This is a genomic window from Streptomyces yamdrokensis (assembly GCF_053890455.1).
Map to the genome: position 1 here is coordinate 6,098,725 of NZ_CM132679.1, position 24,480 is coordinate 6,123,204.

The following is a 24,480-nucleotide window of genomic DNA, read 5'->3' on the forward strand; positions in this document are numbered from 1 at the left end:
CACAGAGCCGTCACCACGTCACCACCGAGCCGTCACCACGTCACGTCGTCACCACCTGCGCAGTCCGGGCCGAGAGGCACCGGGGCGGCCCCGCCGCCGCACTGCTCGGCGCCCGGCGCCGACCCCCTCACTCCTGTCCGTCACCCAGCTCCGAAGGACGTATCCCATGGATGCTGCCACCGTGGGCGTCGCCGTGCTCGTCGGCGTCTGCCTGCTCGCCGCACTCGTCGTGCTGTTCATCATGTCCAGGCTGTTCCGCAAGGTGGAGCAGGGCAAGGCGCTCATCGTCTCCAAGGTCCGCAAGGTCGACGTGACCTTCACCGGGCAGATCGTGCTGCCCGTGCTGCACAAGGCCGAGGTCATGGACATCTCGGTGAAGACCATCGAGATCACCCGGGCCGGCAAGGAAGGCCTGATCTGCCAGGACAACATCCGCGCGGACATCCGCATCACCTTCTTCGTCAAGGTCAACAAGACCGTCGACGACGTCATCAGGGTCGCGCAGGCCGTCGGCACCGCGCGGGCCAGCGACCGGAACACGCTGCAGGAGCTGTTCCACGCGAAGTTCTCCGAGGCGCTGAAGACCGTCGGCAAGCAGATGGACTTCACCGACCTCTACACCAAGCGCGAGGAACTGCGGTACCGGATCATCGAGGTCATCGGCGTCGACCTCAACGGCTACCACCTCGAGGACGCGGCGATCGACTTCCTGGAGCAGACGCCGCTGGCCCAGCTCGACCCGGGCAACGTGCTCGACGCGCAGGGCATCCGCAAGATCACCGAGCTGACGGCCGTGGAACACGTCCGCACCAACGAGGCCCAGCGCGGCGAGGAGAAGGAGATCACCCGGCAGAACGTCGACGCGCGTGAGGCGATCCTCGAGCTGGAGCGCCGGCAGACCGACGCCGAGATCAAGCAGCGCCGTGAGATAGAGACCGTACGGGCCCGCGAGGAAGCCGAGACGGCGCGGGTGGTGGAGGAGGAGCGGCTGCGCGCGCAGAGCGCCTTCCTGCGCACCGAGGAGCAGCTCGGCGTGCAGCGCGAGAACCAGGCCCGTGAGGTCGCCGTCGCCGCCAAGAACCGCGAGCGGGTCATCGCCGTGGAGAGCGAGCGCATCGAGAAGGACCGGATGCTCGAGGTCATCGCCCGCGAGCGGGAGACCGAGCTGACCCGGATCGCCGCCGACAAGGAGGTCGAGGCCCAGAAGCGCGACATCGCCGAGGTCGTCCGGGAGCGCGTCGCGGTGGACCGTACGGTCGCCGAGCAGGAGGAGTCGATCAAGAAGCTGCGGGCCGTGGAGGAGGCGGAGCGCCAGCGCCAGGCCGTCATCATCGCCGCCGAGGCCGAGGCGCAGGAGAAGCTGGTCAAGGACATCAAGGCCGCGGAGGCCGCCGAGGTGTCCGCCACGCACCGCGCCGCCGAGGAACTGACCCTGGCCGAGGCCCGGCTGAAGAGCGCAGACCTCGACGCCCAGGCCAAGGTCCGGCTGGCCGAGGGCATCCAGGCCGAGGCCGCCGCCGAGGGACTCGCCCTCGTGCGGGTCCGCGACAAGGAGGCCGAGGTCATCGAGAAGGCCGGCCGTGCCGAGGCCGAGGCGGCCGAGGCCCGGATGCGTGCCGAGGCCGAGGGCGCGCGGGCCAAGGCGCTCGCCGAAGCGGAGGGCATCAGCGGCAGGCTCAGGGCGGAGGCCGCCGGCCTCACCGAGAAGGCGGCGGCGATGGCCGCGCTGGACGAGGCGTCCCGCGGCCACGAGGAGTACCGGCTGCGCCTCGAGGCGGAGAAGGACGTACGGCTCGCCGGGCTCGAGGTGCAGCGGCAGGTCGCCGAGGCCCAGGCCACGGTGCTCGCGACCGGTCTGGAGAACGCCGACATCAACATCGTCGGCGGGGAGTCCGTGTTCTTCGACCGGCTGATGTCGTCCATCGCGCTCGGCAAGGGCCTCGACGGGTTCGTCCAGCACTCCGAGACCGCGCAGGCCCTCGCCGGCCCGTGGCTGGACGGCTCGGCGAGCTTCACCGACGACGTGAGCCGGATCCTGGGCTCCGTGTCGAGTGCCGACGTACAGAACCTGACGGTGTCCGCGCTGCTCATGAAGCTGATGCAGACGGGTGGCGACAACACCGGACAGATCAAGCAACTGATCGAAAAAGCTGGGGAGTTGGGCCTCGCGGACACCCCGCTGGCCGCGTTGAACGGCCACGTCAGGGCCTGACCACCCCCGGTCGGGGAGCCGCCGCACAGGGGACGGCGGCTCCCCGACCGCTCCCGTTCGAAAGGCAAGAGGCAGCCATGACCACCGGCACCCACGAGACACCCGGCACGGGCACCGACCAGCAGTCCGCCGAGGGCGCGCGCAACCCGGCGGGCGCGGGCACCGCCGTCCACGACACCGCCGTCCACGACACCGTCGACGGCGGCACCTACCAGGTGCTGCGCGACCGCCTCACCGCGCAGGCCGCCGAACTCGCCCGGCGCACCGAGGAGCTGAACCGGCTCCGGATCGAGACCTTCGGCGCCGCCGAACTGCGCCTCACCGGCACCGAACGGCTGCGCACCGACCGCACCAGCGTGCCCCGCGACATCGTCGCCGTGGGCGACGTGCTCCTCTTCGGCTACGGCGCCCAGCCGCGCCCGGAGACGGACACCGCCGTCGGCGACGTCCTCGCCGCGCACGACCGCGACCTGAACCGACTGCCCGACGACGCCGTGCCCGGACTCCTCGACGACCCCGGGTTCCTGAGGGAGTTCGGCGCCCTGCACCGCTACTACCGCCAGGCCCGCCTGCTGCGGCTGCGCCGCGTCGAGGGCAGACTCCTCGCCGTGTTCCAGACCGGCGAGAAGGCCGGCGACATCCGCGTCCTGCGCTGGTCGGTGTCCGAGGACGGCCGGGCGGCCTTCCTCGACGCGCGCGGCGACCGCGACCACGCCCGCACCCCGGCCCCGGACATCGAATGGACCCGCACCACCCGCGAGGACCACGTCGTCGGCCGGCACCCGCACGTGCGCGTCCAGGACGAACTCTTCGTCGACACCCTCGGCGGCACCCTCACCGTCAAGACGGACAACGACACCGGCACCCCCGACGGCATCCACACCGAACCGGTCGACGAGCCGCTCCAGTCCCTCGCCGACGCGGAGATCGCCCACGCCCGCGTCGGCGCGCTGATCCTGCTGCGCGTCCTGCCCTACAAGGAGAGCGCGCACCGCCACCTCGTCTTCAACACCCTCACCCGGACCGTCGTCCGCCTCGACGGCATCGGCCAGGGCTGCCGGCGTCTGCCCGAGGACCAGGGCATCGTCTTCCCCGGCGGCTACTGCCTCGCCGCCGGCACCCACAAGACGTACGAACTCGACACCACCGGGATGGAGTTCGAACGCGAGGTGCGCTCGCCCAACGGCGAGGACGTGCTGTACGCCTTCCACGCCCCCGGCCGGGGCCGCGCCCTGCTCCTGTCCTACAACGTGATCCGCAAGGAGGTCGCCGCACCGCTGGGCTGCCACGGCTGGGCGCTCTTCGACGACGGCGCGCTCACCCTGCTGCGGCCCGACGGCGACGAACCCGCCCGCGTCCACCCGCTCCAGCTGTGGCACTCGCCCTACGTCTCCGACACCCACGCCGCGGGCCGGCCCGTCGGCGACGGCCCCCTCGAACGGGTCGGCAACGCCGACCTCGTGCGCGGCGTCTCCGCCTGTCTGTCCCTGGTCCGCTCCGTCACCGGGACCACCCCGACGACCGAGGTGTACGAGGCCCTGGCCGCCGCCTGCGTCCGCACGGCCGACGCCCACCACTGGCTCGGCGAACCCGAACTGGGCGACCTGCGCGGCCCGCTGGAGGACGTACGCACCACCGCCCAGCAGGTCCTGGCCGAGTTCGAGACCGTACGCGACCTCGGCCGCCGCGCCGCCGCCGCGCTCGACGAGGCGGCCGGCCGCATCGGCTCCGTGGTCCGCCGGCTGCGCGGCGAGCAGCCCCGCGAGGCCGCCGCCTGGGTCGCGGGCCTCACCGAACTCCGCCACGCCCAGGGCCATCTGCTGACCCTGAAGGAGATGCGGTACGCCGACCACGCCCGCATCGACGAACTCGCCGCCGACGCCGGCCACGACCTCGACTCCTTCGGCCGGCGCGCGGTCGCCCACCTCGCCCACGAGGACGCCTTCGCCGCCCACCACGCCGACGTCGAACGCCTCGTCGCCGACGCCGAGCAGATCGGCACCGCCGCCGAGGCCGCCCCCGTCGCCGCCCGCCTGGACGAACTCGCCGACGGGCTGCGGACGGTGACCGAGGTCGTCGCCGGACTGGAGATCGGCGACGCGACCGTCCGCACCGCCGTCCTGGAACGCGTCGCCGAAGCACTCGGCGGTGTCAACCGCGCCCGCGCCACCCTCGACGCCCGCCGCCGCGGCCTGCGCGACCGCGAGGCCCGCGCCGGATTCGCCGCCGAACTCGCCCTGCTCGGCCAGACCGTCACCGGCGCCCTCGCGGCCGCCGCCGACCCCGAGTCCTGCGACGAACAACTGACGCGTGTTCTCGCCCAGCTGGAAACCCTGGAGTCCCGCTTCGCGGAGTTCGACGACGTCCTGGGCGAACTCGCCGACCAACGCACCGAGATATACGAGGCGTTCGCCGCCCGCAAGCAGAACCTCACCGATGCCCGCGCCCGCCGCGCCGAACAGCTCGCCTCCGCCGCCGAACGCGTCCTGGAGACCGTCGCCCGCCGCTGTGCCACCCTCGCCGACGCCGACGAGGTCAGCACCTACTTCGCCTCCGACCCCCTGGTCGCCAAGGTCCGCCGCACCGCCGGCGAACTCCGCGACCTCGGCGACCGGGTCCGTGCCGAGGAGCTCGACGGACGGCTCCGCTCCGCCCGGCAGGAAGCCGCCCGAGCCCTGCGCGACCGCACCGACCTCTACGCCGACGGCGGCCGCGCCATCCGCCTGGGCAGCCACCGCTTCGCCGTCACCACCCAGCCCCTCGACCTCACCCTCGTCCCGCACGGCGACGGCCTCGCCTTCGCCCTCACCGGCACCGACTACCGCGCACCCGTCACCGACCCCGCCCTCGACGACGGCCGCCGCTACTGGAACCGGCACCTGCCGTCCGAGTCGCCCGAGGTCTACCGCGCCGAACACCTCGCCGCCCGCCTGCTGCACGAGCACGGCCCCGACGCCCTGCACGGCACCGACGACCTCGCCGCCCTCGTCCGCCGGGCGGCCGAGGAGGCCTACGACGAGGGATACGAGCGCGGCGTCCACGACCACGACGCGACCGCCCTGATCACCGCCGTCCTGCCCCTGCACGACGGGGCCGGACTCCTGCGCCACGAGCCCGCCGCCCGCGCCCTCGCCCTGCTCCACTGGACGCACGGCACCACCGCCCCCGAACGCGCCGACCTCACCCGCCGGGCCCGCTCCCTCGCCCGCGTCCGCGACGCCTTCGGCCCGCCCCCGGCCCTCGCCGACCTGCGCGCCGAACTCGCCCGCAGGATCGCCGACCGGAACGGGGACCGGGACGGGGACGGCGACGGCACGGGCGGTGCGTCGGCCCGCCCGGAAGCCGCCGCCGCCTACCTCTTCGACGAACTCACCACCGGCCCCGACGGGTTCGTCATCAGCGCGCAGACCCGCACCCTGCTCGACAAGTTCCGCCGCACCGTCGCCACCGAGGCCTACGACGAGGACCTGCCCGCCCTCACCGGTCTCACCGCCCGCCGCCAGCTCGTCGAGGCCTGGCTGTCCGCGTACACCGCCGCCACCGGCAGCCGTCTCGCCCCCGGCGACCTCGCCGAAGCCGTCGCCGCCGAACTCTGCCCGGATGTGCCCCGCCACGAGTCCGACGCGCCCCTCACCGTCACCGTGGACGGCCTGCTCGGCACCCACCCCCGCATCACCGACCGCCGCCTCACCCTCCGCCTGGACGAGTTCCTCGCCCGCACGGAGGAGTTCAGGGACCGCGACACCCCCGCGTTCCGTGCCTTCCAGCGCCGCCGCACCGCCCTGGTCACCGCCGAGCGCACCCGGCTGCGCCTGGACGACCACCGCCCGCGCGTGATGTCGTCGTTCGTCCGGGGCCGCCTCGTCGACGAGGTCTACCTCCCCCTCGTCGGGGACAGCCTCGCCAAACAGCTCGGCACCACCGGCGAGTCGGGCCGCACCGGCACCGGCGGCCTGCTCCTGCTCGTCTCCCCGCCCGGCTACGGCAAGACCACCCTGGTGGAATACGTCGCCGACCGGCTCGGCCTCGTCCTGGTGAAGGTCAGCGGCCCGGCACTCGGCCGCCTCGTGACCTCGCTCGACCCGGCCGAGGCGCCGAACGCCACCGCGCGCCAGGAGATCGAGAAGATCAACTTCGCGCTGGCCGCCGGCAACAACACGCTCCTGTACCTCGACGACATCCAGCACACCTCGCCCGAACTCCTCCAGAAGTTCATCCCGCTCTGCGACGCCACCCGCCGCGTGGAGGGCGTGTGGGAAGGCGTGCCGCGCACCTACGACCTGCGGGGCAAGCGCTTCGCCGTCTGCATGGCCGGCAACCCCTACACCGAGTCCGGCGACCTCTTCCGGGTGCCCGACATGCTGGCCAACCGCGCCGACGTGTGGAACCTCGGCGACGTCCTCACCGGCAAGGACGACGCCTTCGCCGCCAGCTTCGTCGAGAACGCCCTCACCGCCAACACCGTCCTCGCCCCGCTCGCCGGCCGCGACCGCGGCGACCTCGACCTGCTGATCCGCCTCGCCGGGGGCGACCCCACCGCCCACGCCGACCGGCTCACCCACCCGTACGCGCCCACCGAACTGGACCGCGTCCTGGCCGTCCTGCGCCACCTGCTCACCGCCCGCCGCACGGTCCTCGCGGTCAACGAGGCCTACATCGCCTCCGCCGCCCAGTCCGACGACGCCCGCACCGAACCGCCGTTCCGGCTCCAGGGCTCCTACCGCAACATGAACAAGATCGCCCAGCGGATCCAGCCGGTCATGAACGACGCCGAGCTCTCCGCCGTCATCGACGACCACTACGCGGCCGAGGCGCAGACCCTCACCACCGGCGCCGAGGCGAACCTGCTCAAGCTCGCCGAGCTGCGCGGCACACTCACCGCCGCACAGGCCGCCCGCTGGGCCGAGGTCAAGGCCGCCCACGTCCGCACCCACGTCCTGGGCGGACCCGGCGACGACGCCCTCACCCGCGCCGTCGCCGCCCTCGCCCTCCTCGGCGACCGCATCGCCGCCGTCGAGTCGGCCATCACCCGCGCCGCCGACCCGCGCGGGGCGATTTTCGGCCAACGACCGCCAAGCGCCCAAGAGGACCCAGGACAGGACTGTCCCGGCCGATGAATGATCAATAACCTTGTGCGGTACATCAGTTATTGGACCCCAGGGAGCTTCATGTCCACCGCGCAGCAGGTGCCCGACATCCTCTCGCCCGAGTTCGCCGCGGACCCCTACCCCGCCTACCGCGTGATGCGCGACAGCGCGCCCCTCATCTGGCACGAGGCCACCCAGAGCTACATCGTCTCGCGCTACGAGGACGTCGAGCGCGTCTTCAAGGACAAGAACAACCAGTTCACCACCGACAACTACGACTGGCAGATCGAGCCCGTGCACGGCAGGACGATCCTCCAGCTCAGCGGGCGGGAACACGCCGTGCGCCGCGCCCTGGTCGCTCCCGCCTTCCGCGGCAGCGACCTCCAGGAGAAGTTCCTCCCCTTCATCGAGCGCAACTCGCGCGAGCTCATCGACGCCTTCCGGCACACCGGCTCCGCCGACCTGGTCACCGACTACGCGACCCGGTTCCCGGTCAACGTGATCGCGGACATGCTCGGCCTCGACAAGGCCGACCACGCGCGCTTCCACCGCTGGTACACCTCCGTCATCGCCTTCCTCGGCAACCTCTCCGGCGACCCGGAGGTGGCCGCGGCGGGGGAGCGGACCCGGGGCGAGTTCGCCGAGTACATGCTGCCGATCATCCGGCAGCGCCGCGACAACCCCGGCGACGACCTGCTGTCCACGCTGTGCGCCGCCGAGGTCGACGGCGTGTCGATGAGCGACGAGGACATCAAGGCGTTCTGCAGCCTGCTGCTCGCCGCCGGCGGCGAGACCACCGACAAGGCCATCGCCGGCATCTTCGCGAACCTGCTGCTGAACCCCGAGCAGCTCGCCGCCGTCCGCGAGGACCGCAGCCTCATCCCCGGCGCGTTCGCCGAGACGCTGCGCTACACCCCGCCCGTCCACATGATCATGCGTCAGTCGGCCACCGAGGTCTCCCTCAGCGGCGGCACCATACCGGCCGGCGCCACCGTCACCTGCCTGATCGGCGCCGCCAACCGGGACGAGAGCCGTTACCGCGACCCGGACCGCTTCGACGTCTTCCGCGAGGACCTCACCACCACGACCGCCTTCTCGGCCGCCGCCGACCACCTCGCCTTCGCCCTCGGCCGGCACTTCTGCGTGGGCGCCCTGCTCGCCAAGGCCGAAGTCGAGATCGGCGTGAACCAGCTCCTCGACGCCATGCCCGACGTACGGCTCGCCGACGGCTTCGACCCCGTCGAGAAGGGGGTGTTCACCCGGGGACCGCAGTCCCTGCCGGTGCGCTTCACCCCGGTCACGCGCTGACCCCCGGAGGAGACGGGACGGACACGGGCTCCACCCCCAAGGAGCCCGCCTGTCCGCACCGCCTACCAGGGCCTGTCCGGCGGATGATGCCGAGGACGCGGGGGCCGGCCCGCCGTCCCCCGAGCTCCTCGAGCGGGGGTGCCCCCACCGGCGTTGCCGTCGGTTGCCGACTTCCCACGCTCTCGGTTCCTCCCTGACTCCCGGCTCCGCTCGAGCGGGGGGCCCATGTGCAGGCCCCCCGTGCGCAGGGAGGGCCTCATGAGCAGGAGGGGCCCCATCGCGTCGACGCCCTCCGCCGCCGTGCAGCCGGACGCACCAGCCCCCGCATGCCCCGGGCGGAGAGATGCCGCCGGTCACCTCCGACTTGATCCGCCGGACAGGCCTAATGCACCACCGGCGTGAACTGCACCGGCAGCGCCGACAGTCCTCGCATCCAGATCGACGAACGCCAGGACAGGTCCTTCGCCTCCACCGCGAGCATCAGGTCCGGCAGCCGGTCCAGCAACGTTTCCACGGCCGTGCGCGCCATGACGTCGGCCAGCAACGGGGCCGGGTAGGGGCAGCGGTGCTCACCGTTGCTGAACGACAGATGCGCGGAGTTCTCCGCACCGACGTGCCCGTCGGGCCAGATCTGCGGGTCCGTGTTGGCCGCCGCCAGCCCCAGCACCAGGCAGTCGCCCGCCCGGATCTGCCGCCCGCCGAGCTGTGTGTCCCGCACCGCCCACCGGCCGATGAAGTTCTGCGTCGGCGTGGCCAGCCACAGCACCTCGTTGAGCGCGTCGGCCACGCTGAGCCGGCCGCCCGAGACGTTCAGCGCGAACCGCTCGTCGGTGAGCAGCAGCCGCAGCGTGTTGCAGATCCAGTTCGCGGTGGGCTGCTGAGCGGCGGCGATCACCGAGATCAGGTCCTGGACGACCTCCTCGTCGGTCAGCCCCGCCGGGTGCAGCAGCATCCGCGAGGTGACGTCCGCACCCGGCCGCTCCCGCTTCTCCTTCACCAGCTGCGTCAGGCGTTCGGCCACCCGCCCGTACGCGGCGACCGGGTCGTCGCCCTCGGCCGCGTCCAGCGAGATGCGCAGGTCGTCCACCAACTGCCGGGTGTCGGTGGTGTCGAGCGGCATTCCGCACATCTGCACGACGGCACGGGCCGGCACGGCGTGCGCGTACTGACTCATCAGTTCCGCGCGCCCGCTCCCCGCGAACTCGGGGATGAGCCGGTCGGCGATCCGCCGGCAGTCGCGGGCCAGCTCGAACTGGTCGACGCCGCCCAGCGCCTCGGTGATCACCCCGGCCCGCCGCCGGTGCTCGTCGCCCTCCGTGAACAGCACCGACGGCTGGTATCCGACGAACGGCAGCAGCGGCCAGTCCGGCGGGATGTCCGGCCACTGGTTCCAGCGCCGCGAGTCCCGCGCGAACAGTTCGTCGTGCCGGGTCACATAGGTGACCTCGGAGTAGCCCATCACCAGCCAGGCCGGGATGTCCCCGTCGAGCAGCACGGGAGCGACCGCGCCGTGCTCACGGCGCAGCGCCCGGTACAGCTGTGACGGGGCCTGCTGGTACTCCAGCCCGGCCAGGCGCACCGCGCCCGGGTGGGCGGGGCAGCCCTGCGGGGCCTGCCGTGCGGAGGATCCGGTGTCGGTCACGGTGTCGTCTCCCGGGCCATGGCCAGTGCGTAGAGGTGGTCCACGAGGGTGATCAGTACGTCCTTGCCGGAATGCCGGCTCCGCGCGTCGCAGTCGATCAGCGGTACGTGGTCGGGCAGCGCGAGCGCCTGCCGTATCTCGTCCAGGGAATACCGGGCCTCGTCGTCCTCGAACCGGTTCACGGCGACGACGAACGGCGTCCGGTGGTGCTCCAGCCGGTCGATCGCGTACCAGGAGTCGTCCATCCGCCGGGTGTCGACGAGGACGACCGCGCCCAGCGTGCCGGAGAACAGCCGGTCCCACAGGAACCAGAAACGCTCCTGCCCCGGAGCGCCGAACAGGTAGAGCACCATGCGCTCGTTGAGGCTGATCCGCCCGAAGTCGAACGCCACGGTCGTGGTGGTCTTCGTCGTCCCCTCGCCCGGCTCGTCGACGCCGATCCCCGCCTGCGTCATGACCTCCTCGGTGGTCAGCGGACGGATCTCGCTGACCGAGTGGACCAGGGTGGTCTTGCCGACGCCGAAACCACCCACGATGACGATCTTCAGGCCGGTTTCGGCGGCGTCGGCCAGGGGCGTGCGACGGGAGGGGAGCTCAGATGTTGCGGAGCCCATGGAGAACCTCCTGGAGAAGGGCGGAATCGGGGAGCGAGGCGACGGCCTTCGCCGCGTGCGGATGGCGGGCCGTGATGCGGCTCGTGGCGAGCAGGTCGCCGAGCAGGATCCGCACCACGGTGATGGGCAGGTTCAGCTCCGCGGCGATCTCGACCAGGGCCGTCGGATGACGGCACAGGTCGAGGATCCGGGCATGCTCCGACTGCATTCCGGGGGTGGGCTCGCACTCACTGACCACGAGGGTGACCAGGTCGAACGAGTCGTCGGTGCGGCTGCGTCCGTTGGTGACCAGGTAGAGACGGTCGGGGTCACCGGTGTCCACGGGCCTGCGCATCACGACGTGGCGCTTCCCTGGGCGGACGTCCGGGGCTCGGCCCGCAGGTGCTCCCCGATCTGCTCGACCAGCTCCGTCATCTGATGGCCCACCACGCTCGGGTCGGCGCTCTCGTCCGCGAGGGCCGCCAGGTGCGCCCCCTCACCGGCCTCCACGATGAACAGCAGGCCGCCGTGGAACTCGGTCATGGAGTGACGCACCCCGCCGGTCCCGTCGCCGAACTCGACGGAGGCGCCCTGGGCGAGCGCCTGGATTCCGGAACAGATCGCCGCCAGTTGGTCGGCCTGGTCGAGCGACAGATGCTCGGACCAGCACAGCTTGAGGCCGTCCCGGGACAGCACCAGCGCGTGCCGGGTGCCCGGGGTGCGCTCCAGGAGATTCTGCAGAAGCCAGGTGAGGCTGTTGTCGGTGGTCTGCATGGTGGGTGTCGGGACGGTGGTGCCGGGCTGACCGGTCACCGCCCGTTTCTCCAATCTCACGAACTCGAGCGGGGGAGGGGGGATGGGACGCCGATGCCCCGGGCGCCGTACGGGGAGACGAGGGCGTGGGCCTACGCGGACGCCGGCGGCCCGGATTCCGGTCCGCCGGTCCTGTTCTTGGACTGGCGTCCCCGGTGGAAGGCACCGAAGCGGGAGCCGGCGTCGCGCGGCGGACCGTCCGCCGGGGTGTCGTTCGCAGGGCCGGCGGAGGACCGGCGCTGCTCACGCTCGTGTTCCGCCTCGGCCATGGTGCGTCCGGGTCTGCGGACGGGCAGCCCGTTCGGCGTGGCGCTTCGGGACCTGCCCTGCTCGGGGAGCTTCGGCCGCTCGGAGGGCCGCTCGGCGGCAGGCTGCGGCGGTGCGGTGCGGGGCGTCTCCGCGGCGGGCGCGGGCGCGGGCGCAGGTGTGGCGGGGAGTGCGGGCGTGGCCCCGGCCACGGGCGGGGCGACGGGCGGGCGGCCCGTGGCCTGCCCGGGGCCCGGGTCCCGCTGCTGGGCGAGCAGTTGCGGGGGCAGCAGGACGACGACGCCGGTGCCGCCGCGCGAGGACGGCCGGAAGTTGACATCGATGCCGTACTTCGTCGCCAGCCGTCCCACGACGGCGAGACCGAGCCGCGTGCCCTGCAGCGAGGCGAGGTCGGGCGCGAGGCCGGCCACCGCCTCCTCGGCGTGGCGCATCGCCGCGTCCGCCATCTTCAGGCCGCTGTCCTCGATCGTGACGACGATGCCGGCGCTGCGTTCCTCCACGTACACGTGGACCTCGTCGATCGGCGGCGAGAAGTTGGCAGCGTTGTCCATCAGCTCGGCGAGCAGGTGCATCACGCCCTCCGCCGCGAACCCGGAGACCGCGGCGCTGCTCGACGAGTGCAGCCGCACCCGCCGGTAGGCGGCGATCCGGCCGACCGCGCCGCGCAGGATGCTCTCCATCACGATCGGCTTGTTCCACGCCCGGCTGGACCGGCCGCCCATGAGCAGCGCGAGGCGGTCCGTCATGAGACCGAGCTGCGACGTGCTGTGATCCAGCTTCAGCAGATCGCCGAAGACCTCCTCGCCGTGCCGCTCCTGCATCTCCCGCAGGTCGGCGAGCATGCTGACCGCCTTGGCCTGCACGCGGCTCAGGGACTTCGCCGAGGTGGCCTGCGCGGCGGCGGCCCGGCGCTCGCTGCGGGCCAGCTCCCGGACGAACGATTCGGCGGGGGCCCGGAGCATCGGGGCGTGCGACCACTCGAACTCGGCGAGCACGGTGTCCGCCGAGCTGCCCTCGCGCAGCTTCGCCACGGCGGCGGGCAGCGCCTTGTGCGTCAGCCGCTCCACTTCGGCGGCGATCTCGTCCAGCTCCTGCCGGACCTGCAGGAGTTCGGTGTTCAGGGCCTCGGCGTGCTGGGCGGACTCCGCGCAGGCGGTGGCGAAGGAGTGCGTGATCCGCCGCAGCTGCGGGTCGGACGGCGGGGCCACGCTCGCGAGGGCGTCCCCCGCACCGGTTCCCTCACGGAGCCGTTTGACGACGGCCGGCATCGTGACGTTCACCAGGTACGCCGACTCGGCGTTCAGCTGGTCCAGTTGCTCCCTCAGCCGGTCCGCCTCGCCACCCCGTTCCCAGGCCGCCCGGCGGGCCCGGCGGACGAGCAGGGCGCCGACGAGGACCGTGACGGCCACGCAGCACCAGGCGACCACGGCCGACACGAGCGTCCACGTGGTGGCGGCGGCGGGCGCCGTCGCCACCGCCGTCCCCGCGGCCGCCGCGCTCACCACCAGGGCGATCGCGGGGACGGCCGGCGAGGCCTGGGGCGCCTTCTCCGGCCGGTGCTGACTGGGCGGTGCAGGCACTGACATTCAGCGGTCCCTCGGTGCTCGAGTGCGGGGAGAAAAGAGCCGACGGCGCGCGCCGACCGCGGGCCGGGACGGATCCGCCAAAAGGACGGCCGTTGTCCGGACGAAAACTGGCCCCATGCTAGTCATCCGGATGTGGGTGAAACCTCGTCTGCGCGTGTGGTCCGTCGTCGGAGCCGATTTCGTCGTGAATTTGCGGGTGGAACACAGCCGCGTGGTACGGCTGTCGGCGGCCACCAGCGCGCCGAGAGACTTGGAAGCAGGGGTACCGCTTGTCCCTCGCATCCGCAACGCCCTCCGCTTCGAAGCCGGTTCGGGGCGCCCGCCCTGTCCTTGATAGCTGATTTTCGGCCAACTGTACGGCAGTAGAACGCTGTTGTGATTGTACGGATTCACGACGCGGGGTCGTCGGGATCACCGGTAAGGGGGACTTTCCGGGTGATGCGGTCAGTGGGCGGAGCACTCCGCCGGCAGGTCGCGGCGACCGCTGCCAGCTCCTCCGGGGTGCGAGGGGCGGCGCCCCCATCGGCCGGCAGCCCCCACGCACGCAGCAGGTGCGCGGCCGCGATGCCCCACGGAAGCCGCAGCCCGGCCGCCGCGAGGAGGTCCGTACGGGCCAGCATCACGGCCGCCGGCCCGGTACGCACCCCGGACGGTGTGAGCAGCGCCGCGTCGTCGGCCCAGCGCAGGGCGAGGTCCACGTCGTGGGTGGCCATGACGACCGTGGTGCCCCGCTCACGCAGCCCGGTGAGGGTGGCGAGCAGCCGTTCCCGACCGTCGGGGTCGAGGCCCGCGGTCGGCTCGTCCAGGACCAGGACACGCGGTCGCATCGCCACCGCCCCCGCGATCGCGGCCCGCTTGCGCTGCCCGTAGGACAGCAGATGGGTGGGCCGCTCGGCGAGCGCGGTGATGCCGAGCGCGGCCAGCGCCTGTGCGACCCGCGCCCGCACCTCCGTGTCGGACAGCCCGAGGTTCAGCGGCCCGAACGACACGTCCTGCCCCACGGACGCCGCGAACAACTGGTCGTCGGGGTCCTGCACCACCAGCTGCACCGTCGTCCGCAACCGCGTCAGCCCCTTGCGGTCGTATCGCACGGGCCGGCCTTCCACCGTCAACTCGCCCCCGCTCGGCCGCAGTCCACCGCTCAGCAGCCGCATCAACGTCGTCTTGCCACTGCCGTTGCGGCCCAGCAGCGCGAGCGCGCGCCCCTGACGCACCTCGAAGTCGAGGCCGCTCAGCACGGCCGGACCGTCCTCGTACGCGAAGGACGCGTCGCGCAGGGCGACCAGCGCGGGATCGTCCGGTGCGGGACCGCTCCGCGCGGGATCGTTCCGCGCGGGATCGTTCCGCGCGGGATCGTTCCGCGCGGGACCGTTCGGCGGGGGAGCGCTCATGACATCCGGCTTTCCAGGAGAAGGGTGGCGGCGGCCAGCGCCACGAGCAGCAGCACGCTCACGGCCGTGAACCGTACGGAGATGCGCGCCTCGGGCACCAGGACACGCAACGTGCCGTCGTAGCCGCGTCCGGCGAGCCCCGCCTGCAGCCGCGCCGCCCGGTCGAAGGACCGGACGAACGCCGTCGCGCCGAGCCCGCCCAGCGAACGCCACGACGCCGCCCGGGTGGTGTGCCCCAGCCGGGCCGCCTGCGCCTGACCGACCCGGCGCACGGAGTCGAGCAGCAGGAAGCTCATGCGGTACGTCACCAGGGCCACGTCCACCAGCGGTGCGGGCACCCCGGCCCGCACCAGGCGCGGCAGCAGGTCCGACATCGGCGTGGTGAACGCGAACAGCAGCACCCCGAGGGACGCCGCCGAAGTGCGCAGCAGCAACTCAACCGCGCGCAGCGGCCCTTCAGGGGCCGGCGACACCAACCCGTCCGGTCCGCCCACCTGCACGAGCAGCGTGAGCGCCCCGGTGACGCAGAAGCCCAGCGGCACCCGGTAGGCACGCCACAGCCGCCGGCCCGGCACCCCCGCCGGGCCCAGCAGCACCGCGAGCGCGGTCACCAGCACCAGGGCCGCGCCCGGCCACGGCGGCAGGGAGACGGCGAGCACGGTGAGCCCCAGTCCGAGCACGGCCTTGTCCACCGGATGACGGCGGCGCCAGCGACTGCTGTGCGCCGCCGCGTCGATCGGCAGCACGCGCGATCAGGCCCGGGGCCCGGGGGAGACCGCCGCGCCCGCGCCCGCGTCGGCGCCGGGTCCGGTGTCCGGTCCGGTGCCGGGCACCGGCTGCTGCTCCCGTGCCCGCTCCGCACCCTGCCGGCGTCCGCGCCGCACCCCGAAGTAGTACGCCAGGACCCCCGCGCCGCCGGCGGCCTGGAGGGCGAACAGCCCCGACTCGATCTCACCGGACGGGGGTTCGTACAGTGGCGAGAACCACGGTTCGTAGTCCGGTTCGATCTCGGTGATCGCGGTCCGAGCCTCACCGTCCGCACCGGCGAACGGCTCCTCCTTGTGGTCGCCGAGCCCGAGCGCCAGCGGCAGCACCGCGAGCGCGGCCACGGCGAGCAGCAGCAGCGTGTTGATCCTCGCGTTCCTGGTCATCGCGCCACCTCCGATTCCGTTCCCGTTCCCGTCCCCGCCGTCGCCGGCGCCGGCGCCGACGCGGCAGGCCTGTTGCGGGCGGCTTTGGCCACCAACACGCCGAGACGGGTCAGTTCACCCCTGCTGGACTGCACCAGCAGGCGCATCACCAGCACGGTCAACAACCCCTCGCTCACCGCGAGCGGGATCTGCGTGACGGCGAAGATGGAGCCGAACTTCCCGAGCGCGCCCGGGAACCCGCTCCCCGGGTCGGGGAAGGCGAGCGCCAGCTGCACGCTGGTGACGCAGTACGTGGACAGGTCGGCGACGAACGCGCCGCAGAACACGGCCGCCATCAGCGGCGCCCCGTACCGCCGGACCAGCCGGTACACGCCGTACCCCGCCCACGGCCCGACGACCGCCATGGAGAAGACGTTGGCGCCCAGCGTGGTCAGCCCGCCGTGGGCGAGCAACAGGGCCTGGAACAGCAGGGTGATGGTGCCCAGCACCGCCATGACCGGCGGCCGGAACAGGATGGCGCCCAGCCCGGTGCCGGTGGGGTGGGAGCAACTCCCGGTCACCGACGGCAGTTTCAGCGCGGACAGAACGAAGGTGAACGCTCCCGAGGCGCCGAGCAACAACGTGCTCTCGGGATGTTCCCTGACTTCACGGATGAGTGACCGGGCGCCGTGGACGACGAACGGCGCCGCCGCGACACCCCAGGCGACCGCGTGCGCCGGTGGCAGAAAACCTTCGGCAATGTGCATGACTCGGCAGACCCTCTCCAGCACCTCGTGGATGGTTGACGCGCCTTGGCCGGTCTCCTGGCTGACGGGTACCACCGCCCGAACTCCGCCTTCCCGGGTCCCAGGGGGGACCCAGTGGCTGCCCGTCGGTCCTGTCGGGGACAGGACCAGGGGCCGGAGCCGGACTTCCCGATCACAGTGGCGAGGGCCGCACCGGTGTCGCACCGGATTTCCCGTTCACCAAGGCGTGGCGACAGTAGACCGGCTCCGGCCCGGTGACAAGCGGGTGCCGGGGGCGCGCGGACGGCGCCGCACAGCTCGTACCCCGGCGCACACCTGCGGCCTTGACACCCGACGCACGCCGATGACAGGGGCGGCACCCGGCGGCCGCTGTTCCCCGAAACGTCGGCATGAGGGGCCGGGGCCCTGGGCAGAACCTTGCTGCAATTAATATGCAACAACGTATTCCAGTCAGCAGAGGTGTGAGGTTCGATGACGACCCGACGAATACGGCGTACCACCGGCGCGGCGACCACGGCCGCCGCGCTCGCGCTGGCCGCCGCCTGCTCGGCGCCGACCGGCGGCTCGGACGCCGGTGCGGACGGCGGCGGGTCCGCCGAGTCCGTGGTGATCGGCGTTCCCTCCGAACCCGACACCCTCAGCCCCCTGCTCGGCTACGGCAAGGACGGCAACTCCAAGATCTTCGACGGACTGCTCGCCCGGGACGCGGACCTGGAACTCGAGCCCGCCCTGGCGAAGGCCCTGCCCGAGATCAGCGACGACGGCCGCACCTACACCTACACCCTGCGCTCCGGCGTGACGTTCAGCGACGGCGAACCCCTCACCGCCGAGGACGTCGTCCACACGTACGAAACGGTGCTCGACGACAAGACCAACAACACCGCCAAGAGCGAACTGGACGCTGTCGAGAAGGTCCGCGCGGACGGCGACGACAAGGTCGTCTTCACCCTCAGGTACCCGTACGCGGCCTTCGCCGCCCGCACCGTCCTGCCCATCGTCCCCGAGCACATCACCGCCGGGCAGGACCCCAACACCGGCGCCTTCAACACCGAGCCGGTCGGCACCGGACCGTACGTCCTCACCGGCTGGAGCAAGGGCGAGAAGCTCACCTTCAAGGCGAACCCGGACTACTGGGGCGGCGCCCCGAAGGTGAAAAAGCTCACCATGGCGGTCATCGCCGACGACGACGTCCGCGCCACCCGCCTGCGCTCCGGCGACCTCGACGGCGCGGCCCTCCCGCCCAACCTCGCCGCCACCTTCAAGAACGACGACGGCCGCAAGACCTACCAGGCCACCTCCTACGACTTCCGCGCCGTCACCCTCCCCACCGCGAACGAGGTCACCGGCGACACCGCGATCCGCCGCGCCCTCGACCTCGCCGTGGACCGCGAGGCCATGGTCGACAAGATCCTCGACGGAGCCGGCCGCCCCGCCTACGGCCCGCTGCCCCTGGACGACCCCTGGTACACCAAGGACATCGAACGCCCCCAGGACCTCGACGAGGCCCGCAGCATCCTCGACGAGGCCGGCTGGAAGACCGGCCGGGACGGCGAGGACGGCATCCGCGCCAAGGACGGCACCCGGGCCGCCTTCACCCTCTTCTACCCCTCCGGCGACAAGGTCCGCCAGGACCACGCCCTCGCCTACGCCTCCGACGCCAAGAAGGCCGGCATCGACGTCAAGGTCGAGGGCGCCACCTGGGAGGTCATCGAACCCCGGATGGGCGAGGACGCCGTCCTCGCCGGCTTCGGAAGCACCGGCGACCCCGACTTCGGCCTCTACACCCTGCTCCACTCCTCCCTCGCCGGCGACGGCTTCAACAACATGGCCCGCTACGACAACCCCGCCGTCGACGAGGCCCTCGACACCGGCCGCCGCAGCCAGGACCCCGAGGACCGCAAGGCCGCCTACGACGACCTCCAGCGCGAACTCGCCAAGAACCCCGGCTACACCTTCCTCACCCACATCGACCACCTCTACGTCCTCGCCGACCGCTGGGACGGGCTCACCACCCAGGTCGAACCGCACGAGCACGGCTTCGCCAGCGGCCCCTGGTGGAACGCCGAGAACTGGCAGCCCAAGAAGTGACCGCACTGCCCTGGGGCCCCATGGCCCGCCTCGTGGCACGGCGGGCCCTGCTCGCCGTGCCCGTCCTGCTCGTCGTCACCTTCGGCGTCTTCGCCATCGCCGCCGCCTCCCCCTTCGACCCCGTCAAGGCCTACGCCGGCACCGCCGCCCTCGGCGCCGACCAGGAGACCCTCGACCGGCTCCGCGAGAACCTCGGAGTGGACCGTCCCTTCGCCGCCCAGTGGTGGGAATGGCTGACCTCCGCCGTCACCGGCGACCTCGGCCAGTCCAGCGTGCTGCGCCAACCGGTCGCCGAGGCCATCGGCGAGCGGATCGTGTGGTCCACGCTGCTGTGCACCGCCGCGTTCGCCGTCGCCGTCCTGCTCGGCACCCTGCTCGGTGTGCTCGCCGCCCGCCGCCCCGGCTCACCCCTCGACCGCGCGGTCACCTCCCTCGCGTACTCCCTGGAGGCCGCACCGGTCTTCTGGATCGCCCTGCTCGCCGTCTGGCTGTTCGCCCTCCAACTCGGCGTCCTCCCGGCCGGCGGCCTCACCGACACCGGCAGCGAACACGTCACCGCGGGACAGGTCGCACACCACCTGATCCTCCCCGCCGGCGTCCTCGCCCTCTCCCAGCTCCCCTGGTTCACGCTGTACGTACGCCAAGGCGTCGGCGACGCCCTCGCGGAGGACCCCGTACGCGGCGCCCGCGCCCGCGGCCTCGGCGAACGCACCGTGCTCCTCGGCCACGCCCTGCGCTCCGGCCTCCTGCCCGTCCTCACCCTGATCGGCTCCCGCGTACCCGAACTCATCACCGGGGCCCTGCTGGTGGAGACCGTCTTCAGCTGGCCCGGCATCGCCGCCGCCACCGTCGAGGCGGCCACCGCCGTCGACTTCCCGCTCCTGGCCGCGCTGACGACCCTCGCCACCGCCGCCGTCCTCGCCGGAAACCTCCTGGCGGACCTCCTGTACGGACTGACCGACCCGAGGGTGAAGCTCAGTGAGATGTGATTTTGATGACTGACACCACCGTCACGAAGGCCGACGCGACCGTACCCGCGGCGGGGACCGGGTGGCGCTCACGCGGCACCGCACGCCGCTCCACCCACACCCTGCGCCTGCGCGTCTCCGCCACCCTGGTCGCCCTCACGGCCCTCGCGGTCCTGCTCGTCCCGCCGCTGGTCCAGCTCGACCAGCAGGCCGTCGACCTCGCCTCGAAGCTCCTCCCGCCGAGCTGGGCCCACCCCTTCGGCACCGACGACGTGGGCCGCGACCTGCTGCTGCGCTGCGTCTACGGCCTGCGGGTCTCCCTGCTCGTCGGAGTCGTGGCGGCACTCACCGCCACCGTGATCGGCACCGCCGTCGGAGCCACCGCCGGAGCACTCGGCGGCTGGGTCGACCGCCTCGTCATGCGCCTGGTCGACACCATCTCCTCCGTCCCGCACCTCCTGCTCGGCATCTTCATCGTCGCCATGTTCCGGCCGGGCGTGTGGCCGGTGGTGGTGTCGGTCGCCGCCACCCACTGGCTGTCCACCGCCCGCATCGTCCGCGCCGAGGTCCTCTCCCTGCGCTCCCGCCCGTACATCGACGCGGCCGTCTCCGGCGGCGCCTCCCGCCGCAGGGTCGTCCTGCGCCACCTGCTGCCCGGGGTACTGCCGCAGGCGGGGCTCGCCGCCGTCCTGATGATCCCGCACGCCATGTGGCACGAATCGGCGCTGTCCTTCCTCGGCCTCGGCCTGCCCACCCACACCGCCAGCCTCGGCACCCTCATCCAGGGCGCCCGCGGCACCCTGCTCGCCGGACAGTGGTGGCCCACCCTCTTCCCCGGCCTGTTCCTGATCATCCCCACCCTCGCCATCGCCGGACTCGCCGGAGTGTGGCGGGAGCGGATCAACCCCCGCCGCCGATCGGAGCTCATGCTGTGACCGAGCGACCTCCCGTGCTGTCGGTCCGCGGACTGTCGGTGCGCTTCCTGGTACCCGGCCCGGGCCCCGTCGCCGCCGTCACCGACGCCCACTTCGACGTCGCCCCCGGCGAATGCCTCGCCCTGGTCGGCGAGAGCGGCTGCGGCAAGTCCGTCCTCGCCTCCGCCCTCCTCGGCCTGCTCCCCGCCAACGCGCAGACCGCCGGCAGCGCCCTCCTAGGCGACCTCGACCTGCTCGCCGCCGACGAACGCACCCTCGCCCGCACCGTGCGCGGCCGGCGCATCGGCCTCATCCCGCAGAGCCCGGCCGCCCACCTCACCCCCGTCCGCACCATCCGCGCACAGATGGAGGAGACGGTCGCCGCACTCACCGGCGTACGCGGCCGCGCGGCCCTGCGCGCAGCCGGGGAAAAGGCCGCCGCCCGCGCGGCCTTCCCCGCCGACCACCTCGACCGCCACCCGCACGAACTCTCCGGCGGCCTCGCCCAGCGCGCCGCCACCGCCCTCGCCCTCGTCGGCGACGCACCCCTGCTCCTCGCCGACGAACCCACCACCGGCCTCGACCGCGACCTCGTCGACCACACCGTCGACGAACTCCGCGGCCACGTCGACGCCGCCGGCGACCGAGCCCTCCTGATCATCACCCACGACCTGGCGGCAGCCGAACGCATCGCCGACCGCGTCGCCGTCATGTACGCGGGCCGCATCGTCGAACTCACCGAAGCGAAAACCTTCTTCGGCACCCCCGGCCCCAGCCACCCCTACAGCCGGGGCCTCCTGAACGCCCTCCCCGACCGAGCCTTCACCCCCATCCCCGGCATGCCCCCCGAACTCGGCGCCCTCCCCGAAGGCTGCGCCTTCGCCCCCCGCTGCGACCGGGCCACCCCCACCTGCGCCACCCTCCCGCCCCTGACCACCACGGCCGCCTGCCACCACCCCGTCGTCGAGGCCGACCCCGTTCCGGAGACCGCCCGTGCTTGAACTGCGCGCCATCACCGCCGGCTACGACCGACGCTCGGCCCCCGTCGTACGCGACGCCTCACTGACCGTCGCCCCCGGCGAGGCCGTCGGCCTGCTCGGCCCCAGCGGCTGCGGCAAGTCGACCCTGGCCCGGGTCGCCGCCCTCCTGCACCGCCCCGACGCGGGCACCCTCCTCCTGGACGGCACCCCGGTACGCCACTGGCGCCACCGGGCCCCGCGAGACCTGCGCACCACCTTCGGCGTGGTCTTCCAGCAACCCCGCCTCTCCGCCGACCCCCGCCTGAGCCTCGCCGACCTGATCGCCGAACCCCTGCGCGCCACCGGCCGCCGCGACACCGTCCCCGAACGCGTCCCGGAACTGGCCACCACCGTCGGCCTCACCCCCGACCTCCTCACCCGCCGCCCCCACGAGGTCAGCGACGGCCAGCTCCAACGCGCCTGCCTGGCCCGCGCACTGGTGCTCCGCCCCCGCTGGCTGATCTGCGACGAGATGACCGCGATGCTCGACGCGTCGACGACGGCGGCCCTGGTGGCGGTGGTCGAGGCCTACCGCACCGAAACCGGCGCCGGCCTCCTGGCCGTGGGCCACGACCACGTCCTCCTCGACCACTGGTGCGACCGCACGGTCCACTGGAACACGGTGGTGACCCCGGAGAAGGCGACGGCGGGCACGCGGTAGGGGAATACGACCGGGTGAATCGGCGTGAAACGGCGATATTCCCCCAACACCACGCATTAGGTTGCGTACTCGGCGCGTCACGCGAACGAGGACGGACGCGCCTTCCGCACCGTCCGTGGAGGTGAACGGCCTTGTCGCAGCGCCGCGTCGTCACGAGCCGCAGCCAGGAACCGCGTCAGCGGTTCGCCGAGGAACTACGACGGCTGCGGGCCCAGAAGGGCGTCAGCCTGCGGCAGCTCGGAGAGCGGCTGGGCTGGGACTGGTCGCTCTTCGGCAAGATGGAGAAGGGCGACACCCTGGGCAGCCCCGAGGTCGCCCAGGCCCTCGACCAGTACTACGGGGCCCCGGGGATGCTGCTGGCCCTGTGGGAGCTGGCCGCCGGGGACCACACGCAGTTCCGCGAACAGTACCGGCGGTACATGGCGCTGGAGGCGCAGGCGGTGAGCCTGTGGCACTTCGCGGTGAGCGTGGTGCCGGGACTGCTGCAGACGGAGGGGTACGCACGGGAGGTGCTGGCGGCGGGCGGGATCAAAGGGGCGGAACTGGAACGGCAGGTGAAAGCCCGGACCGGGCGCCGGGAGCTTCTGGAAGGAAAGGACGCGCCGCGGTTCCGGACCATCCTCTCCGAAGCGGTCCTGCGCACTGCCCTGCTGGACGCTTCTGAATGGCGCGGCCAGTTGGAGTATCTGACCGAGATGTCGGAGCGCCCCAACATCGTCGTCCAGGTCCTGCCGTTCAGCGCAGGCCCGTATGGGCTCGACAGTACCGACGTCTGGTTCCTGCGCCTGCCGCAGGGCCGTACCGTGGCGTACACGGAGAACGCGCACCGTGGTGACCTGATCGAGGACAACACGGCGGTCGAGAAGCTGCAGGGTGCCTACGATGCAGTGCGTGACCTGGCGCTGACCCCGGCCGAGTCACGCAAGTTCGCCCTGAGTCTGTTGGAGGAAGTGCCGTGCGAACCATAGACCCGAGCGTCGTGACGTGGCGCAAGAGCTCCTACAGCAACTCGGACGGTGGCGCCTGCGTCGAGGTCTCCGACGGCTTCGCCATAGCCGTCCCCGTCCGCGACAGCAAGGCGCCGAACGGCCCGGTCCTGGTGTTCCCGGCTGGTGGCTGGGCGTCCTTCGTGTCTGCCGTGAAGAACGGCGCGCTGGACACCTGACCCGCACCACGAAAGACAACTACGGCCCCGCGCACACCGATGGGTGAGTACGGGGCCGTTTGTCGGTCGGTGAGGCTGCGCGGAAAAGCCCACGATGTCGGAGGTGAGGACGAGGGGTCCCTACGGCTTCGCCACTGCCGAATGCACCCCGCGGACCTGGGGGGCAACAGGTTGGGATCCCGCACATCCACCCGCACCAGGGCCCATCCCCGCAGGTGCGGGGAGCAGACAGTCACGTCCCGCAGCCCGACGTTCTGAATGGGACCATTCCCGCGGGTGCGGGGAGCAGCGGCGGCGGCGCGGCGTTTGTACCGGCGTATGAGGACCATCCCCGCGGGTGCGGGGAGCAGAGGGCGGGGACGATGCGCCACCGGCCGGTCGTGGGACCATCCCCGCGGGTGCGGGGAGCAGAGACCTCGTCGACATCGACTACGAGACCGCCCAGGGACCATCCCCGCGGGTGCGGGGAGCAGGTCATGCCGGAACGGCAGATCAACGGCGTCAAGGGACCATCCCCGCGGGTGCGGGGAGCAGTTCGTCCAGCGCATCTCCGGATCCTTGGTGACGGGACCATCCCTGCGGGTGCGGGGAGCAGAGCGTCAGACCGTGCGCGTAGGCCCGCTGGGTGGGACCATCCCCGCGGGTGCGGGGAGCAGCGCAGGACGGCGGCCACCGGGCGCATCGCCTCGGGGCCATCCCCGCGGGTGCGGGGAGCAGGTCTTCCAGGACAGCTACCGGCAGTCGAGCGGGGGACCATCCCCGCGAGTGCGGGGAGCAGGTGCTGCCGTCGGGGGAGGTGGACCATACGAGGGGACCATCCCCGCGGGTGCGGGGAGGAGAATGAAGACTGTGCCGCAGCGCCGGCAGGG

The 24,480-nt window shown here is 72.6% G+C and carries 19 protein-coding genes, 1 CRISPR repeat array and 1 riboswitch (1 of these 21 only partly in view); of the genes, 10 read left to right on the forward strand and 9 right to left on the reverse strand.

The annotated features are described in order from the left end of the window. The first annotated feature begins 166 nt into the window (after window positions 1-166). The 3 genes from ACWZEH_RS27140 to ACWZEH_RS27150 all read left to right on the forward strand — a co-directional run bounded on the left by ACWZEH_RS27140 (window position 167) and on the right by ACWZEH_RS27150 (window position 8,607). Window positions 167-2,212 (forward strand): SPFH domain-containing protein, encoded by a 2,046-nt coding sequence (locus ACWZEH_RS27140; protein WP_456193703.1) that lies wholly within the window; start codon window positions 167-169, stop codon window positions 2,210-2,212. Window positions 2,213-2,289: 77 nt separating this feature from the next. After that, window positions 2,290-7,329 (forward strand): DNA repair ATPase, encoded by a 5,040-nt coding sequence (locus tag ACWZEH_RS27145; protein ID WP_456193704.1) that lies wholly within the window; start codon window positions 2,290-2,292, stop codon window positions 7,327-7,329. Between the two features lie 51 nt (window positions 7,330-7,380). Then, entirely contained in the window at window positions 7,381-8,607 is a 1,227-nt protein-coding gene (locus ACWZEH_RS27150) for a cytochrome P450 (RefSeq protein ID WP_456193705.1), read from the forward strand. A gap of 382 nt (window positions 8,608-8,989) precedes the next feature. Here ACWZEH_RS27150 and ACWZEH_RS27155 read toward each other — a convergent pair whose 3' ends face one another. The 9 genes from ACWZEH_RS27155 to ACWZEH_RS27195 form a co-directional block, all read right to left on the reverse strand. Next, on the reverse strand, window positions 8,990-10,249 hold the full coding sequence (locus tag ACWZEH_RS27155; RefSeq protein WP_456193706.1) for a cytochrome P450: 1,260 nt from the start codon (window positions 10,247-10,249) through the stop codon (window positions 8,990-8,992). Next, the gene (locus tag ACWZEH_RS27160; protein WP_456193707.1) at window positions 10,246-10,863 is read right to left on the reverse strand and encodes a GTP-binding protein; all 618 of its coding nucleotides are present in this window, start codon (window positions 10,861-10,863) and stop codon (window positions 10,246-10,248) included. Before ACWZEH_RS27160 ends, ACWZEH_RS27155 begins: the two co-directional genes overlap by 4 nt. Next, window positions 10,844-11,200, reverse strand: coding sequence for a DUF742 domain-containing protein (locus ACWZEH_RS27165; RefSeq protein ID WP_456193708.1), 357 nt, complete (start codon window positions 11,198-11,200; stop codon window positions 10,844-10,846). The genes ACWZEH_RS27160 and ACWZEH_RS27165 overlap by 20 nt, the downstream gene beginning before the upstream one ends. After that, on the reverse strand, window positions 11,197-11,655 hold the full coding sequence (locus ACWZEH_RS27170) for a roadblock/LC7 domain-containing protein (protein WP_456193709.1): 459 nt from the start codon (window positions 11,653-11,655) through the stop codon (window positions 11,197-11,199). Before ACWZEH_RS27170 ends, ACWZEH_RS27165 begins: the two co-directional genes overlap by 4 nt. 92 nt (window positions 11,656-11,747) lie before the next feature. Beyond that, window positions 11,748-13,508 (reverse strand): ATP-binding protein, encoded by a 1,761-nt coding sequence (locus tag ACWZEH_RS27175; protein WP_456193710.1) that lies wholly within the window; start codon window positions 13,506-13,508, stop codon window positions 11,748-11,750. Between the two features lie 389 nt (window positions 13,509-13,897). Continuing rightward, window positions 13,898-14,899, reverse strand: a complete 1,002-nt coding sequence (locus ACWZEH_RS27180; RefSeq protein ID WP_456193711.1) for an energy-coupling factor ABC transporter ATP-binding protein — start codon at window positions 14,897-14,899, stop codon at window positions 13,898-13,900. Continuing rightward, a complete protein-coding gene (cbiQ, locus tag ACWZEH_RS27185) occupies window positions 14,896-15,645 on the reverse strand; it encodes a cobalt ECF transporter T component CbiQ (protein ID WP_456193712.1) in 750 nt (249 codons plus the stop codon). The genes ACWZEH_RS27180 and cbiQ overlap by 4 nt, the downstream gene beginning before the upstream one ends. Before the next feature lie 6 nt (window positions 15,646-15,651). Further along, window positions 15,652-16,050, reverse strand: coding sequence for an energy-coupling factor ABC transporter substrate-binding protein (locus ACWZEH_RS27190; RefSeq protein WP_456193713.1), 399 nt, complete (start codon window positions 16,048-16,050; stop codon window positions 15,652-15,654). Beyond that, window positions 16,047-16,796, reverse strand: coding sequence for an energy-coupling factor ABC transporter permease (locus tag ACWZEH_RS27195; RefSeq protein WP_456193714.1), 750 nt, complete (start codon window positions 16,794-16,796; stop codon window positions 16,047-16,049). Before ACWZEH_RS27195 ends, ACWZEH_RS27190 begins: the two co-directional genes overlap by 4 nt. A gap of 30 nt (window positions 16,797-16,826) precedes the next feature. Further along, window positions 16,827-17,035, reverse strand: a riboswitch (cobalamin riboswitch). Between the two features lie 232 nt (window positions 17,036-17,267). Here ACWZEH_RS27195 and ACWZEH_RS27200 point away from each other — a divergent pair. The 7 genes from ACWZEH_RS27200 (at window position 17,268) to ACWZEH_RS27230 (ending at window position 23,611) form a co-directional block, all read left to right on the forward strand. Further along, window positions 17,268-18,884 carry an ABC transporter substrate-binding protein gene (locus ACWZEH_RS27200; protein ID WP_456193715.1) on the forward strand — a complete coding sequence of 539 codons (1,617 nt, stop codon included), beginning with the start codon at window positions 17,268-17,270 and terminating at the stop codon, window positions 18,882-18,884. Between the two features lie 20 nt (window positions 18,885-18,904). Next, a complete protein-coding gene (locus ACWZEH_RS27205) occupies window positions 18,905-19,873 on the forward strand; it encodes an ABC transporter permease (protein WP_456199854.1) in 969 nt (322 codons plus the stop codon). A 5-nt stretch (window positions 19,874-19,878) separates the two neighbouring features. Continuing rightward, the gene (locus ACWZEH_RS27210) at window positions 19,879-20,787 is read left to right on the forward strand and encodes an ABC transporter permease (protein ID WP_456193716.1); all 909 of its coding nucleotides are present in this window, start codon (window positions 19,879-19,881) and stop codon (window positions 20,785-20,787) included. Next, window positions 20,784-21,767: an ABC transporter ATP-binding protein gene (locus ACWZEH_RS27215; RefSeq protein ID WP_456193717.1), complete on the forward strand. Its 984-nt coding sequence runs from the start codon at window positions 20,784-20,786 to the stop codon at window positions 21,765-21,767. The genes ACWZEH_RS27210 and ACWZEH_RS27215 overlap by 4 nt, the downstream gene beginning before the upstream one ends. Next, entirely contained in the window at window positions 21,760-22,446 is a 687-nt protein-coding gene (locus ACWZEH_RS27220) for an ABC transporter ATP-binding protein (RefSeq protein ID WP_456193718.1), read from the forward strand. Before ACWZEH_RS27215 ends, ACWZEH_RS27220 begins: the two co-directional genes overlap by 8 nt. A gap of 131 nt (window positions 22,447-22,577) precedes the next feature. Further along, window positions 22,578-23,414 (forward strand): helix-turn-helix domain-containing protein, encoded by an 837-nt coding sequence (locus tag ACWZEH_RS27225; RefSeq protein ID WP_456193719.1) that lies wholly within the window; start codon window positions 22,578-22,580, stop codon window positions 23,412-23,414. Then, window positions 23,402-23,611: a DUF397 domain-containing protein gene (locus ACWZEH_RS27230; protein WP_456193720.1), complete on the forward strand. Its 210-nt coding sequence runs from the start codon at window positions 23,402-23,404 to the stop codon at window positions 23,609-23,611. Before ACWZEH_RS27225 ends, ACWZEH_RS27230 begins: the two co-directional genes overlap by 13 nt. 199 nt (window positions 23,612-23,810) lie before the next feature. Then, a CRISPR array of direct repeats spans window positions 23,811-24,480; the repeat unit is 29 nt; unit sequence GGGACCATCCCCGCGGGTGCGGGGAGCAG; it runs 580 nt beyond the window's last position.